Genomic DNA, 14660 nt, shown 5'->3' with positions numbered 1-14660 from the left:
TCCCCCAAGTTGACTACTCCCTCAGCGGTCGTGGCTCGGTAAACAACGCCCCGAAGAGCTTCTTTTCCGCGAGTCGGACGTGCTGGTGGAACGTGGAGGGACTCACCCCGAGCGAGGCGGCCACCTCCTCGCCGGAGCTATCCCGAGGCCACTCGAAGAAGCCCGAGTGAAAGGCGACCTCTAAGGCGGTCCGCTGGTGGTCGGTCAGGTCCTCCGTGAACGTCCGTTCGATCCGTTTCGGAGCCTCATCGGTGCGGGCGATCTGTCGACGCGTCACCATCTCGATCTCGGGATACGCGCTCTGGACCGTGCGGGTGACGTCTCTGACGTCGACGGACGGAGGGAGGTGAATGGTCATGTGGTAATCACCGTCCTCGATCGTCGCTTCCTTGACGTAGCCGCCGTGCGACGCGACGGCCGAAACCACGGGCGGCTTCGAGAGGCGCAGCTCGAACGTGGTGTCGCCGAACCGTCGGCTGAGGATCGTCACGTCCTCCCAGTGGGGGAGGCGCTCGACGAGCGTCTCTAGGGCGTCTACCGCGTCCTCGGTCGCGGTTCCGTACTCGAGGTACGTCCCGCCGCCGACGGGCACTGTTCGGTCGAGGGTGATCGTTCCGTCCGCTGTCGCCCGGACGTCGATCGCGTCGAAGACGTCGCGGAGACGGAACTCGACCTCGACGACGTCGTCGCTCATCAGCGCCCGCTTGCGCTCGACCGCCGCGATCGTGTGGCCGACGATTTCCCCTAACTGGTCGATTACTTCCCGCTCTTCGCCTGTGAAGGCGTCCGTCCGGCGGGCATACACGCCCAAAATCCCGTAGAGGGCGTCCTCGTGGACGATCGGGACCACGGCGACTGATCGGTACCCGTACTTTTCGGCGTACTCGCGCCACGGTTCGAAGTCGGGATCGGCGAACACATCCTGGCTGACCTGCGTTTTCCTCGTCCGAACGGTCCTGCCGACCGGCCCGCGGCCGGTCGGCTCGTCCGACTCGACCGAGAGCGGGATCTCGTCGAGGTAGCCGTCGACGCCGGCTTCCACCCGCGGCCGGATCGATCGCTCCTTCGGATCAACTTCGGCGATCCAAGCGAACCGGTACGAGTCCGACGCGGCGAGTCGCTCACAGACCGTCCGCTCGATCTCCCCGCGGGTCGACTGTCTGACGAGCGCCTCGTTGATGTCGCGGACGACGCCGTTCAGGTTGTTCAGCGCCGCGAGCCGCTCGCGCTGGCGGTCGAGCTGCCGCTCCCGGCGCTTCCGATCCGTGACGTCGCGGGTTACGCCGACGCGCCCGTACCGCTCGCCGTCGACCCGGTACGGGCCGAATTTCGTTTCGGTCGGAACCGTCTCGCCGTCGGCCGTCCGGAGGTCCAGTTCGACGGACGCCTGCTCGCGCTCGCCGGCTACCATTTCCTCGTTCAGTCGACCGAGCTCCTCGTTCGTCGTTTCGCTGTGGACGCGCGACGCGTGCTCGCCGAGCAGCTCCTCGGGATCGTACCCGAGCATGGATGCGTAGGCGTCGTTGACCAGCGCGAACCGGTCGTCCTCGTCGACCGCGTAGACGCCGTCCCAGATCGTCTCGACGATCCGCTCGTACTGTTCGAGCTCACGCTCGCGCCGTTTCCGATCCGTGACGTCCTGGGTCATGACCATGCCGGCGAACACCTCTCCGTTCTCGTCCGTCACCGGAAGCGTCCACGCCTGGAACTCCCGGTCGTTCCACTCGAACTCGTACGAGTTCGTCTCGCCGTCGAGCGCGGCGGCGTAGCACCGTTCGACCAGTTCACGCGTCTCCGGATCGGGAGCGAGGGTCCCGATTCGACGCCCGACGAGTTCGCGCGTCGGAACCTCGTAGTCGTCGAAGATGGCTCCTTCGAGCAGGGTGTACCGTAGCTCCTCGTCGAACAGCGCCACGGCCCCGTTGGGAAAGTGCTCGGCGAGTGTTCGGTAGCGCTGCTCCGATCGTTCGAGCGCTCGTTCGCGCTCCTTGCGCTCTGTCACGTCGCGGAAGTACACGGAGAGCCCCGTCTCTGACGGGTACGCGCGGACTTCGAACCAGGCGTCGAGCGGGGGGTAGTACGCTTCGAAGCTGACCGACTGTTGCGTGATTAGCGCCTGCTCGTATCTCTCCTGGAAGGTCGAGCCGACGGCCTCGGAGAACTCCTCCCAGACGCTATTGCCGAGCAACTCCGCTTCGGTCTTCTCGAGGAATTGTTCGGCGCGGTCGTTGACGTAGGTGAACCGCCACTGTTCGTCGAGCGCGAAGAACGCGTCGTCGATCCGCTCGAACACCTCGTCCAGCTCGCGTTTGAGGTCGTCGCGCTGCCGTTCCAACCGGCGGGACTGGTTCTTGAATTCTGTGATATCGTCGACGCTGACGACGACGCGGTGAACGTCGTTTCCATCTCGTTTCATCGGGATGGCGGAAACGGAAAACCACCGTCGCTCGCCGGTGGGAAGCTCGATTTGCCCGCGCCAGCCGTGAACTGGCTCGCCGGTGGCGAAGATCCTCATGTACGGACGGTCCTCCGGAGGAACGTACCTCCCGGTTTCATCGTAGAGGTCCCAGAGTCCCACTTCGTACTCGTCTCCGCGTGCACTCTCCGCTAAGTATTCGTCGAAGAGCCGATTCGATCTGTCGATCTCACCGTCGGGCGTAATCACGCTGACTCTCACCGGTACCGCATCCAGGATCCGCGCCGTGAGGGTACGCTCGCGCTGAAGCTTCTCGGTGGCGGCTTCGGGATCTGCTTTCGCAGCGCGATCGGCGGGGACGCGCCACCAGACGCGACCGCGAGCCCCGACCTTCTTCGTTCGAATGTCGCCCTGTTCGACGAGCTCTGCGAGGCGATCGTACGCGGCCCGCCGCCCGCAGCCGAGCGAATCAGCGACTTCGCTCGTCGTGAGCGGAGCGTAGGGGGATTCGGCCCGTGTAAACACGGCGAGCGTTTCGGTACGCGTATCCTGTGCCGAGCCTCCGGAACCCATGGTAGTGCCGTGGCTCGCATCGGTACTAACGGTTCCGTTGACGGAGGAAGGGGACCGTCTCGAATCGCAGCTGGTGGTAGCAATCGGCGGTAACGTGAGCCCGCTCGCTTCGAACCTGAGCGGGAACCGCGCGCGCTTCGAACCGTCTCCGCTGTCGCCGTCGAGCGCAATCCGGGACGCGCGAACGTGAGAGTTCCTCGCGGGCTGCTCTTTCTCTCAGCACCCTTATGCGCTCGGTCGGCGTACGGATAGCATGAGCGCGGCGAGTGGCCGGACCGTGAATGAGCGCGAATCGGGACCGGAATCCGGCCGCCGGACGCTCCTGTTGTTCGTCGTCGCGTCGGTGACCTTCGGCACCGCCTTCGTCGGCATCAAGGCCGGTCTGGGCGATCTCCCGCCGCTGCTGTTCGCGGCGCTGCGGTACGACATCGGAGCGGCCGTCCTCCTCGCGTACGTCTACTCGCGCGGCGGTTACTGGCGGCCGCACACCCGCAACGACTTGCTGGCGGTCGTGATCGCCGGCTTCTTTCTCTCGGGGCTGAACGCCGCCCTCCTCTTTTCGGGCCAGCGATACCTCACCACGGGGACCGCCGCCGTCATATTCAGCCTCGTCCCCGTTTTGGCACCGCTGTTCGCGCTGGCGTTGTTGCCCGAGGAGCGCGTCGACTTCGTCGGAATGGTCGGTATTCTGCTCGGATTAGTCGGAGTGGCAGTCATTGTCGGGGTGGACTCGCTCTCCGCGACCGGTGGGAGGACCGCTCTCGGCGTCGCTCTGGTCGGGGGTGCCGCGGTCGCAGCGGCGCTCGGGAGCGTTCTCCTGCGCCGGACTGACCGTTCGATCCCGGGTCTCGGCATGACGGCGTGGGCGCTCGTGCTGGCCGCCGGAGTAGTCCACATTCTGAGCCTGCTGGTGGGCGAGTCGCCTGGCGACGTCACGCCGACGCTCCGGGCGCTCGTCGCCGTCCTCTGGGTCGGCCTGCCCGCGACAGCGCTCGCCTTCCCCGCGTACTACGGCCTGATTGACCGTGCGGGGCCGGTTCGGGCGAACCTCATCAGCTACTCGGTACCGCTCGTGGCGACGGGCGTCGGCGCCGTCGTCCTCGGCGAGACGGTCCCCGTCCGGACCGCCCTCGGCTTCGCGGTCATCGTCGTCGGCTTCGCACTGGTCGAACGACGCAACCTTCGGTACGAGTTCCGGAGACTGCGGGGGGTGCCCGTCCCGCCCGATCACGACGATGAGCACATCTGTGAATCCGCCCCGCGGGGATAAAGCGAAGCCTCGGCCCGGAAACGCCGCTATCGGCGGAACATGAAAACGACGGAGTAGCCCGTGAGCGCCGACACGTTCGTGAGGCCGGGCTGTCGTTTCGTGCTCTGAGTCCTCCGATCAATCGAGTCGCTGGACTGTCCTCCTGTGCGGGCCGTTCGGCGGTCTCGATTGCCGCTCTGTGTGAACCGTCGTGCGCGACTCGCGGACCGGAACCCGCGTTAGCGGCGTCCACTCCCGTCGGTACTGCCGGTTCCGTTGACGGAATCACACTGTTCGCCGAGCGCCCGACTCGCGGGCGAATCGCGGGCACTCGTCGGCCGGCGGCGTCAGCGACCGGAACCCTTCCCCGGGGGGACTCTACGACCCCGTCGACGCTCCGCCGGCCGCCTGTTCGGCGATGGCTTCGGTGATGACGTCCAGGCCCGCCTCCGCCTGTTCGCGGGTCATCACGAGCGGCGGGAGGAGCCGCAGCACGTTCCCGTGGCGGCCCGCGGTCCAGACGAGGACGCCGCGCTCGTAACAGTACTCCTGGACCTCCTTCACGGCCGCCTTGTTCGGCTCGCCCGCGGCGTCGACGAACTCCGCGCCGATGAACAGGCCCTTTCCGCGGACTTCTTCGAGATACGGCGAATCGGCCATCGCATCCGTCAGGCGCGAGCGGATGTACTCGCCGAGGTCGACGGTGTGCGACAGGAGGTCGTGCTCTTGGATGTACTCGATAGCGCGGACGCCGCCGCGCATGGCCGGGACGTTCCCCCGGAACGTCCCGATGTGGCCGCCGGGACCCCACGTGTCGAGGTCCTCGTGGTACATGAGCGCGCCCAGCGGCAGCCCAGCGCCGCCGACGCCCTTCGCCATCGGGACGGCGTCGGGCGTGACGTCGTACCACTCCGAGGCGAACCACTTGCCGGTCCGACCGAAGCCGCTCTGGATCTCGTCGACGATCAGCGGGATATCGTTCGCCTCCGCGAGCTCCTTCAGCCCCCGCAGAAAGCCCTTCGGCGGGACGACGACGCCGCCCTCGCCCTGAATCGGCTCGACCCAGATGCCGGCGGGGTTCGCCAGGCCGCCGTACGGGTCTTCGAGCGTCGATCGGACCTCGGCGAGGGCGCGCTCCGCGAGTTCGTCCTCGTCGCCCCCGTCCCAGAACGCGTAGGGGTACGGGACGTGGACGACGTCGGGGAGCAGCGGCGTGTAGTGCTTTTTGTACTTCTTCCCGCTCGTGAGGCTCAGCGCGCCGGACGTGCTCCCGTGGTACGATCCCTTGAACGCGACGAGCCCGTGGCCGCCCGTGTTGTACTTCGCGAGCTTGATCGAGGCCTCGATCGCGTCGCTGCCGCTCGGACCGCCGAAGACGACGCGGTTGTGGTCCTTCAGCTTCCCGGGGGCGATCTCGTTGAGCTTCTCGATGAACTCGATGCGCGCCTCGGTCGGGAAGTCGATCGTGTGGACCAGCCGCTCGGTCTGGTCGTGGATCGCCTCCAGTACGTACGGGTTCGAATGGCCGACGTTCAACACGCCGATGCCGGCGAAAAAGTCGAGGAAGACGTTCCCGTCGACGTCGCGGAGCGTCGCGCCCTTCGCCTCGTCGAGGGCGATCGGGACGCTCAGCGGGTACGCGACCGCGCCGCTGTCGATCTCCTGTTGCCGCCTGAGGAGCTTCCGGGAGTTCGGCCCCGGGATCGGCGTCTCCATCCGCGGCGCGTCCTCGAAGTGAAGTTCGTGTATCGGCGGACTTTCGCTCATACGGTTCCCTGTACGGTCGGACACATATAGATTGTCGTGCGTCCCGAATAGACTCGATAACCGGAACCGAGTCCGGATATCCATCCGATAATCTCAACATCGTACCAGTATTTCGACTGGCGTCGCGGTGGCAGCACAAGCTATTTGCCCGGTTCGCGCCATCGGACACGCATGGTAACAATGGACATAAACTGCGACATGGGCGAGAGCTTCGGCAACTGGACGATGGGACGCGACGCCGAGGTGATGCCCTACATCACGTCCGCGAACGTCGCCGGCGGCTTCCACGCGGGCGACCCGCACGTGATGCGCGAGACCGTCGCCCTGGCGGCCGAACACGGCGTCGGCGTCGGCGTCCACCCGGGGCTGCCGGACCGGATGGGCTTCGGTCGGCGGAAGATGGACGCGACGCCCGAGGAGGTGAAAGATTACGTGGTCTACCAGCTCGGCGCGCTGTCGGCCTTCGCCGCGGCCAGCGGCGCGTCGGTCCAGCACGTCAAACCGCACGGCGCGATGTACTCGATGCTGTCCGAGAGCCCGGAGCACGCCCGCGCCGTGATGGAGGGGATCCAGGAGGTCGATCCGGATCTCGTCTACCTCGCCACCGACGCGCGCATCTACGAGGTGGCGCGCGAGTTCGACGGTCTCAGGGCCGTCTTCGAGGGGTACGTCGACATCAGGTACCGACGGGACGGGAGCCTGATCGTCGAAAAGCAGATGCGGCCGAAGGACCCCGAGGAGGTCGCAGCGCGGTTCGTCAGCATCGCGACGGAGGGGACGGTGGAGACGGTCGACGGCGAGACGATCGAGGTTCCGGCCGAGAGCGTCTGCGTCCACGGCGACGGCCCGAACGCGGTCGAACTGCTGGAGGCGATTCACGAGGCGGTCGACGAGCACGACATCCGGCTCGCGCCGCTCTCGGAGATCGCCCGCGGCGACGCCGACCGACGGTGAGTCGATCGGACGTACGCCGTCCTCCCGCGGTTGTCGTTCGAACGCGCTCCGGGAACCACGAACTGTTTTGGTCGCCCCTTCGAAAGAGGGGTCCATGGACGAGCGCGACATCGAGATCCTGAAGGCGATGTACGAGGTGGGCGACCCGAGCCCGAAGCGCATCGAGGAGGAGACGGGCATGCCGAAGTCGACGGTGCACTACCGCCTCAGCAAGCTGCGGGAGGACGGCGTGCTCACGAACGACTTACACGAACTCGACCGCGAGAAGTTCGGTCTCGGCATCACGGTCATCTCGGAGGTGATGGCGGAGTACGAGCAGGGCTACCACGAGATCGTCGGCTCGAAGCTCAGCGAGATCGAGGGGGTCTGCGAGGTGTTCTTCACGATGGGCGACACCGACTTCATCGTCGTCGCCCACCTGTTCGACCGGGAGGGCGTCGAGTCGCTCGTCGAAGCGTACGAGTCCATCGACGAGGTCGAGCGGACGAGCTCGAAGTTCGTCATCACGACGATCAAGGACGAGACGAACCCGCTGCGGACCTACCGGCTCGAAACGCTGCTCGAACGCTTTTCGTCCGATTGAGCGGAGGAATCGGCGCGGATCCTTTTGCGATTCGGTCCGGTCCAGCCCAGTCCGGCCCGATCCGCCCCGGGTCACCGTCGCGCGCCGGTCTCTTCGGCCCCCGCGTCGTCCAGGGTGAAGTCGTCGTCGACGAACCGGGTCGTGTGCTCGCCCGCGACGAAGCGACGGTCTTCGAGCAGCTGTCGGTGGAAGGGGATCGTCGTCGGGATGCCCGCGATCTCGCACTCCGAGAGCGCCCGCTTCGACCGTTCGATGGCCTCCCGCCTGTCCTGTCCGGCCACGACGAACTTCCCGACGAGCGAATCGTAGAACGGTCCGACGGCGTCGCCCTCGTCGACCCCGTCGTCGACGCGGATCCCGATCCCCCGCGGCGGCCGATACACGTCTAGCTCGCCCGGCATCGGGGCGAAGTCCTCGAACGGGTTTTCGGCGTTGATCCGGAACTCGATGGCCGCCCCCCGCGGCTCGACCGCCTCCTGCTCGAAGTCGAACGACTCGCCGGCCGCGACACGGAGCTGCCACTTCACGAGGTCGAACCCCGTCCGAACCTCCGTCACCGGGTGCTCGACCTGGATGCGGGCGTTCACTTCGAGGAAGTAAAAGTCGCCGTCCTGGTAGAGGAACTCCACGGTGCCGGCGTTCGCGTACCCGGCCTCCTCGACGCCCCGGCGGGCCGCCTCGCAGAGCCGCTCGCGCTCCGCCGGCGAGAGCGCGGGGCTCGGCGACTCCTCCACGAGCTTCTGCTGTCTGCGCTGGACGCTGCAGTCGCGCTCCCAGAAGTGCCGCACCTCCCCGCGGGCGTCGCCGAGCACCTGCACCTCGATGTGGCGCGGGGATTCGAGGTACTTTTCGACGTACACGTCGGGGTTGTCGAAGTACGCCTCCCCCTCGCGCCGCGCGCTCTCGAACCGCGCGTCGACAGCGTCGGGCGATTCGACGACGGCGAGCCCCTTGCCGCCGCCGCCCCCGGCGGCCTTGATCGCGACCGGGTAGCCGTGTTCGTCGGCGAACGCCCGGACGGCGTCCGGGTCGGTCACCGCGTCGGTCGTGCCCGGGACGATCGGGACGCCGGCGTCGCGCATGAGGGATCGGGCCCGCGTCTTCTCCCCCAGCGCCTCCATCACGTCGCTCGACGGACCGATCCAGGTCGCGTCGCTCTCTTCGACCCGACGAGCGAAGCCGGCGTTCTCCGCCAGGAAGCCGTATCCGGGGTGGATCGCGTCCGCGGACGCTTCGGACGCGACTTCGAGGAGCCGGTCCTGGTTGAGGTAGCTCCGCGCCGCGACCGGCGACCCAACGTTGTACGCCTCGTCGGCCTGTCTGACGTGCTTTGCGTCCCCGTCCGCGTCGCTGTGCACCGCGACCGCCTCGACGCCGAGTTCGTGGCAGGCCTGCACGACGCGAACGGCGATCTCGCCCCTGTTCGCCACCAGTACTTTGTCGAACACTGTGCTCTCCGGTTCGCGAAAGAGTGGCATATAGGTTAGGAGCCGTCCGAGATGTCGAACTCGGTTCGACTCTCCGGCCGTTTCTCGATCAGCGTCTACCGAACGCGCCTCGCCCCCGTCTCGGCTCCGCTCGATTCCGTCCTCGCGGACGGTTCGGACGGCGTCCCAAATTATCGGGGCGAGCGCTACGTGATCCGCTTCGAGAGTGTGTTGTCGGACCACCACCGGCAGCTATACGTAAGCCGGGTGAGAATCGTTCGCGTATCACATGACGGACCAGCGCATCGAACGGGTGTCGCTGCCCAAACCGCGGTACGAGTTCGGCGCGGACGACTACGTGTTCGTCGAACTCGACCAGGCGATGAGCTTCGACGCCAACTTCCAGGCGATGGCGGTCACCCAACAGATACGAGAGCGCGATCCGCCGGGGCTGATCGAGATCTGCCCCGCGAACGCCTCGTACATGATCCACTTCGACCCGGACGAGATCGGCCCGAGAGCCCTCGTCGAGGAGCTCAAGGAGATCGCCGCGGCGACCGACCTCTCGGAGTACCAGTGGGAGACGCGCGTCGTCGACTTTCCGGTGCTGTACGACGACGAGTGGACCCGCGAGACGCTGATGCGGTTCCGCGACAACCACCAGGACCCCGACTCGACCGACCTCGAGTACTCGGCCCGCATCAACGGATTCGACGGCGTCGAGTCGTTCATCGAGGCTCACGCGGGCGCGCCCCACATGGTGACGATGGTCGGATTCGTGCCGGGGCTCCCGTGGTGCTTTCAGATGGTCCCCCGCGACCGGCAGATAGAGGTGCCGAAGTACGTCCAGCCGCGGACAGACACCCCCGCCCGCGCGGTCGGCTTCGGGGGCGCGTTCACGGCGATCTATCCGGTGCAGGGGGCGGGCGGCTATCAGCTCTACGGGCGGACGCCCCTGGAGGTGCTCGACGTCGAACAGCGGCTTCCGGACTTCCGCGACTCGATGGTGTTCCCGAACCCGGGCGACGTTCTGCAGTTCCGACGGATCGACCGCGACGAGTATGACGCCATCCGCGAGGAGGTCGAGGCGGGGACGTACGAGTACCGCATCGAGGAGGTCGAGTTCTCGCCCGAGCGGTTCTTCGAGGATCCGACCGGGTACAACGAGCGGCTCACGGAGGTGTTGTACGCGTGATCAGCGTCGAGAAGCCCGGCGTCCTGACGACGGTGCAGGACGTCGGCCGCGACGGGCACTACCACATCGGCATGCCGCCGTCCGGGGCGATGGACCAGTACGCCCACGCCGCCGCAAACTACCTCGTCGGCAACGACGCCGACGCGGCGACTCTCGAGATGACCTACCAGGGGTGCGATCTCCGGTTCGGCGAGGATGCCGTCGTCGCGCTCGCCGGCGCGGACATGACGCCGACGCTGAACGACGAGCCGATACCGACGTGGGAGGCGGTCGCGGTCGAGGCGGGAGACGAGCTGTCGCTCCAGTACGCGACCGACGGCGCGCGGACCTACCTGGCCGTCGCCGGCGGCGTCGACGTCGAACCGCTCATGGGGAGCCGCTCGACCTACACCCTCATCGGGCTCGGCGGGCACGAGGGGCGGCCGCTGCAAGCGGGCGACGAGCTGTCGATCGGCGATCCGCCCGGGCGCAGCGCCGACCTGGTGGGCTCGCGCGTCGACGATGAGCACGTCCCCGAGTACGCCGACAAGTCCGCCATCAGGATCGTCCTGGGCCTCTGCGATTACCGCCTCACGGAGGAGAGCAAAGCCGAACTGTGCAAGGCGGAGTGGACGGTCACGCCGGAGGCGGACCGCGTCGGCTACCGGCTAGACGGACCGGACCTCGACTTCGTCCCGCGGGAGCAGCCCTTCGGGGCGGGGACCGATCCGTCGAACGTCGTCGATCTCGGGTACCCCGTGGGGTCGATTCAGGTGCCCCAGCAGCCCATCGTGCTCATGCGCGACGCGGTCACCGGCGGCGGGTACGCGACCGTCGGCACCGTCGTCAGCGCCGATCGCGGTCTGCTGGCGCAGCGCCGCACCCACCAGACGGTGACGTTCGAAGACGTCTCACTGGAGGACGCTCTCGACGCGCGCACACGGAACGAGGCGGCGCTGGAGGCGATCCGGTCGTCGCTGGAGTGACAGAGATGAGAATCCAGTCCCAATATTCGCCTATGAGTAGAACGATAGACAACAAAAATATAAATAGTGGAACCGTGTATGGGTGTACGAGCGGCCGACGCTCAACCGAACCGCGACGGGGCGAAACATGACGGAAGAAACGACAATCACGGCACCGATGCCGGGCGTCTTCTACCGACGCTCCGATCCGGACGAAGCGCCGTTCGTCGAGAAGGGCGACCGCGTCGAAGCGGGCGACGTCGTCTGCCTCGTCGGGGTCATGAAGAACTTCCACGAGATCACCGCCGACGCCGCGGGCGTGGTCGGTGAGATCCTCGTCGAGGACGAGGCACCCATCGAGGCCGGGCAGGAGCTCGTGCGGTTGACTTCGGAGTGACCGGCCGCTCACCTCGATACCATCCCCCCTCTCTCCCTTCCTTTGCGCTCGGACGAGACGATCGAGTACCTCGATCCGGAGGCATCCGGTCCGCGCCACCCGTGACAGAGCGGCGGGTAGCGGGACGCACGAGGACGAGAAGGACCCGTCGTTCCGATCCGATGACGAGCCTGCCGCTTCGTTCCTCGCGGGCTCGGGTCGAGCGGTTCTTTCCGACGGAGATCGACGTCACGTGCGCCGAGAAAAATCTAATCTATTCCGTTAACTAAATTTCTGCGTGATTTGTCTTCCGTCCTGCTCAAAACGATTGGAGATGTACCGAACAATATTCGGGCCTAATACTGGAAATAATCGAATTTCAGGCCGAGAAGGGTGATCAAAAGGAAGGACTAGATCAGTGATCACCGACGTCCCGTCCGGACAACTGAAGTGAAGATATATGTAATTAGATCCAAATCGTCCGACGCAGAACGCGAATTTACCCCGTCCGAGGCGGATCTCGGGGAACGGTCGGGGGTAAAGCTCCCCGGCCGTTCGATCGAATTCCGTTACAGAACTAGTATCGTGAGATTGACCGCCGCATCCGTGACACTCTTATTCATGTCACGGAGCGAGCGGTCGACGGTAGCGCCGGCGACCGCTCACGGCAGCAGACGGCGCGCCGAACTCGCACCACAGATGCGGACAATCGGGGAGCGACTATCGGCGTCTTGCCGGTCCTCCGCGGAGAGCACGCCCGACCGTTTACTCCTCGCGAACGAAGTGTCCCGGCCGCAACGCGTCGGCCGCCGCCGACTTCCGCGCTCCCGACCGTCCCGCCGCCATCGAAACACCGCTCCGTCGTTCAGTCGGGCGATCGGTCGTCCGTACCGTTCGCGAGGTGTAAACGGCGCGCGGACGTTAGAGGTGCGCGGCGTTGATCTCGATGACGTTGGCGGCGCTCTGGACCATCTCCGGGACCTCCTCGCGGTACCGTTCCCCCTTCATCCTGCTTATCGGTCCCGAGACGCTGATCGCGCCGTACAGCGTCCCGTCGTAGCCCGTGAGCGGGGCCGCGACGCACCGGAGCCCCTGCAACACCTCCTCGTCGTCGTAGGCGATCCCCCGCTCCCGGATCCGCTCGAGTTCGTCGTACAGCCCCTCCCGGTCGGTGATCGTGTTCTCCGTCTGCCTCGGCAGCCCGCGCGCCTCGACGATCTCGTCGACGCGCTCCCGCGGGAGTTCCGACAGGATCGCCTTTCCGAGCGCGGTACAGTGGAGGTGCTTGCGGTTCCCGACGTAGGACGCCGTCTTGACCGCGTTCGCCCCGTTCACCTTGTGGAGGTACACGCCCCAGCCGTGCTCTTCGACCATGAACTGCGCGAATTCCCCGCTCTTTTCGGCCAGCTCCTCCGTCTCCTTTCGCGCCACGTCGTACACCTTCACGTTCTCCTTCGCGTGCTCTCCGAAGTCGACGAACTGGAGGCTGACCCGGTAGTCGTCGCCGTCCTTGACGACGAACTCGTTCCGGTGGAGCGTGTTGAGGTGGCCGTGCACGGTCCCCTTCGACAGTCCGAGGCGATCTGCGAGCTCCGTCACCCCAGCGCCGTCCATCTCACGGAGCGCTCTCAGGACGTCGCACGATATCTGGACCGCTCGGATCGTGCGTCCGGACCCGGCCTCCGTTCCGTTGGGCGTCATACGTACCTCTCTTCGGGAATCTCACTTAATTGTTTGCCACCCGCGAACGAGGCTCCCGCGTCGCTCATCGCGCGGCGCTTCTGCGTTCGCTTTTTCGGTTCCGGCGACGGCGAAGGACGCTCGGAAACGGCGTTCAGCTCGCCGTACTCTTCCGTTCGCGAGTTGCGAACGACCCGGAACGCGGCCGCTCGGCGAACCGATCGGACGTTCGCCCGGCGGACCGGGCCAGAGGGGTCGGGGAGGGGACGATCGCGGCGGTGCTCAGGACGAACTGAGGGTTCTGCTTCGATCCGCGTCGGCGCCGACGGTCCGCTCGGCGACCGCGCTGTTCTTGACCGCGGCTCCCGTCCTCGCGTCGAACAGGTGGATCCGGTCGACGGGGAAGTTGACGGACACCTCGTCGCCCTGGCGGAGGATCACGTCGCCGCTGACGCTCGCGGTGTAGGTTTCGCCGCCGAGCCGGAAGTAGACGTACGAGTGCTCGCCCATCGGCTCGACCACGTCCACCCGCACCCGGACGGCGTTTCGCTCGTCGCCGTCCGTCAGCTCGATGTGCTCCGGGCGGACGCCGAGAACCATCTCGTCGCCCGCCGCCTCGCTCTCGGGGAGGAAGTCACCGGGGAGCTCGTAGGAGAACGCCTCGTGCAGTAGCGTCCGGTCCCGGCGTTCGACGTTCAGGAAGTTCATGCTCGGCGAGCCGATGAACCCCGCGACGAACCGGTTCGCGGGGGCGTGATAGCATTCCAGGGGGGTGCCGACCTGCTGGAGTTCGCCGCCGTCCAGCACCGCGATTCGATCCCCCATCGTCATCGCCTCCGTCTGGTCGTGCGTCACGTACACCGTCGTCACGCCGAGGTCGCTCTGCAGGCGCTGGATCTCGGTCCGCATCGTCGTCCGCAGCTTCGCGTCGAGATTCGACAGCGGCTCGTCCATCAGGAACACCTCCGGCTCGCGGATGATCGCCCGGCCGAGCGCCACCCGCTGTTGCTGCCCGCCCGACAGCGCCTTGGGTTTCTTGTCGAGCAGCTCGGATATCTCGAGCATCTCGGCGGTCTCCTCGACGCGCTCGTCGATCGCCGACTTCGAGAGGTCGGTCATGATCTTGAGCCCGTACCCCAGGTTCTTGCGGACGGTCATGTGGGGGTACAGCGCGTAGTTCTGAAACACCATCGCCATGTCGCGGTCGCGCGGTCGCTTCCGCGCGATCGGGTCCCCGTCGAGCAGTATCTCGCCGTCCGAGACGCTCTCGAGCCCGGCGATGCACCGCAGGGTGGTCGACTTGCCGCACCCCGACGGGCCGACCAGCACGAGGAACTCCCCGTCGTCGATAGTCAGATCGAGGTCGTTCACGGCGACGATCGCGTTCCCGCCGTCTCCGAACACCTTGCGTAAGCCGTTGAGTTGGAGTTCGCCCATCGATTTTCACCCAGTATCGCGCACTATGCTACCGATTTACGAGCGCGGATAATAAATCT

Annotated in this window: 11 protein-coding genes; 6 read left to right on the top strand and 5 right to left on the bottom strand. The window is 66.4% G+C overall.

Annotated elements, in window-relative coordinates; genetic code table 11:
- Positions 1-13: 13 nt before the first annotated feature.
- Complete coding sequence (locus CNO20_RS15035) at positions 14-2989, bottom strand: PAS domain-containing protein (RefSeq protein WP_101296948.1); 2976 nt, start codon at positions 2987-2989, stop codon at positions 14-16.
- 253 nt (positions 2990-3242) lie between these two features.
- On the opposite strand from CNO20_RS15035, the gene CNO20_RS15030 reads away from it, so the two are divergent.
- A complete protein-coding gene (locus tag CNO20_RS15030) occupies positions 3243-4259 on the top strand; it encodes a DMT family transporter (RefSeq protein WP_101296947.1) in 1017 nt (338 codons plus the stop codon).
- A 357-nt stretch (positions 4260-4616) separates the two neighbouring features.
- Here the strand turns inward: CNO20_RS15030 and CNO20_RS15025 are convergent, their stop codons facing one another.
- Positions 4617-6005, bottom strand: coding sequence for an aspartate aminotransferase family protein (locus CNO20_RS15025; protein ID WP_101296946.1), 1389 nt, complete (start codon positions 6003-6005; stop codon positions 4617-4619).
- Between the two features lie 171 nt (positions 6006-6176).
- Between CNO20_RS15025 and CNO20_RS15020 the strand changes: the two genes are divergently transcribed.
- Complete coding sequence (locus CNO20_RS15020; protein WP_101296945.1) at positions 6177-6959, top strand: LamB/YcsF family protein; 783 nt, start codon at positions 6177-6179, stop codon at positions 6957-6959.
- Between the two features lie 94 nt (positions 6960-7053).
- Positions 7054-7542 (top strand): Lrp/AsnC family transcriptional regulator, encoded by a 489-nt coding sequence (locus tag CNO20_RS15015; RefSeq protein ID WP_101296944.1) that lies wholly within the window; start codon positions 7054-7056, stop codon positions 7540-7542.
- A gap of 71 nt (positions 7543-7613) precedes the next feature.
- Here the strand turns inward: CNO20_RS15015 and CNO20_RS15010 are convergent, their stop codons facing one another.
- Positions 7614-8990 carry an acetyl-CoA carboxylase biotin carboxylase subunit gene (locus CNO20_RS15010; RefSeq protein WP_101297167.1) on the bottom strand — a complete coding sequence of 459 codons (1377 nt, stop codon included), beginning with the start codon at positions 8988-8990 and terminating at the stop codon, positions 7614-7616.
- Positions 8991-9258: 268 nt separating this feature from the next.
- On the opposite strand from CNO20_RS15010, the gene CNO20_RS15005 reads away from it, so the two are divergent.
- The 3 genes from CNO20_RS15005 (at position 9259) to CNO20_RS14995 (ending at position 11505) form a co-directional block, all read left to right on the top strand.
- On the top strand, positions 9259-10164 hold the full coding sequence (locus CNO20_RS15005; RefSeq protein WP_101296943.1) for a 5-oxoprolinase subunit B family protein: 906 nt from the start codon (positions 9259-9261) through the stop codon (positions 10162-10164).
- Positions 10161-11129 (top strand): 5-oxoprolinase subunit C family protein, encoded by a 969-nt coding sequence (locus tag CNO20_RS15000; protein WP_101296942.1) that lies wholly within the window; start codon positions 10161-10163, stop codon positions 11127-11129. The genes CNO20_RS15005 and CNO20_RS15000 overlap by 4 nt, the downstream gene beginning before the upstream one ends.
- Before the next feature lie 127 nt (positions 11130-11256).
- A complete protein-coding gene (locus CNO20_RS14995) occupies positions 11257-11505 on the top strand; it encodes an acetyl-CoA carboxylase (RefSeq protein WP_101297166.1) in 249 nt (82 codons plus the stop codon).
- 900 nt (positions 11506-12405) lie between these two features.
- Here CNO20_RS14995 and CNO20_RS14990 read toward each other — a convergent pair.
- Positions 12406-13185, bottom strand: coding sequence for an IclR family transcriptional regulator (locus tag CNO20_RS14990; RefSeq protein ID WP_101296941.1), 780 nt, complete (start codon positions 13183-13185; stop codon positions 12406-12408).
- Positions 13186-13446: 261 nt separating this feature from the next.
- On the bottom strand, positions 13447-14601 hold the full coding sequence (locus CNO20_RS14985; RefSeq protein ID WP_101296940.1) for an ABC transporter ATP-binding protein: 1155 nt from the start codon (positions 14599-14601) through the stop codon (positions 13447-13449).
- Positions 14602-14660: the final 59 nt, after the last annotated feature.

The sequence above is a fragment of the Halegenticoccus soli genome, from assembly GCF_002844195.1.
Taxonomy (GTDB): domain Archaea; phylum Halobacteriota; class Halobacteria; order Halobacteriales; family Haloferacaceae; genus Halegenticoccus; species Halegenticoccus soli.
This window is presented reverse-complemented; position numbering and strand designations above follow the sequence as displayed.

Bases quoted from the DNA above. Each gene is read 5' to 3' on its own strand.
- CNO20_RS15035 (WP_101296948.1), bottom strand. From the start codon at position 2,989: ATGGGTTCCGGAGGCTCGGCACAGGATACGCGTACCGAAACGCTCGCC.
- CNO20_RS14995 (WP_101297166.1), top strand. From the start codon at position 11,257: ATGACGGAAGAAACGACAATCACGGCACCGATGCCGGGCGTCTTCTAC.
- CNO20_RS15015 (WP_101296944.1), top strand. From the start codon at position 7,054: ATGGACGAGCGCGACATCGAGATCCTGAAGGCGATGTACGAGGTGGGC.
- CNO20_RS14990 (WP_101296941.1), bottom strand. From the start codon at position 13,185: ATGACGCCCAACGGAACGGAGGCCGGGTCCGGACGCACGATCCGAGCG.
- CNO20_RS15025 (WP_101296946.1), bottom strand. From the start codon at position 6,005: ATGAGCGAAAGTCCGCCGATACACGAACTTCACTTCGAGGACGCGCCG.
- CNO20_RS15030 (WP_101296947.1), top strand. From the start codon at position 3,243: ATGAGCGCGGCGAGTGGCCGGACCGTGAATGAGCGCGAATCGGGACCG.
- CNO20_RS15005 (WP_101296943.1), top strand. From the start codon at position 9,259: ATGACGGACCAGCGCATCGAACGGGTGTCGCTGCCCAAACCGCGGTAC.
- CNO20_RS15020 (WP_101296945.1), top strand. From the start codon at position 6,177: ATGGTAACAATGGACATAAACTGCGACATGGGCGAGAGCTTCGGCAAC.
- CNO20_RS14985 (WP_101296940.1), bottom strand. From the start codon at position 14,601: ATGGGCGAACTCCAACTCAACGGCTTACGCAAGGTGTTCGGAGACGGC.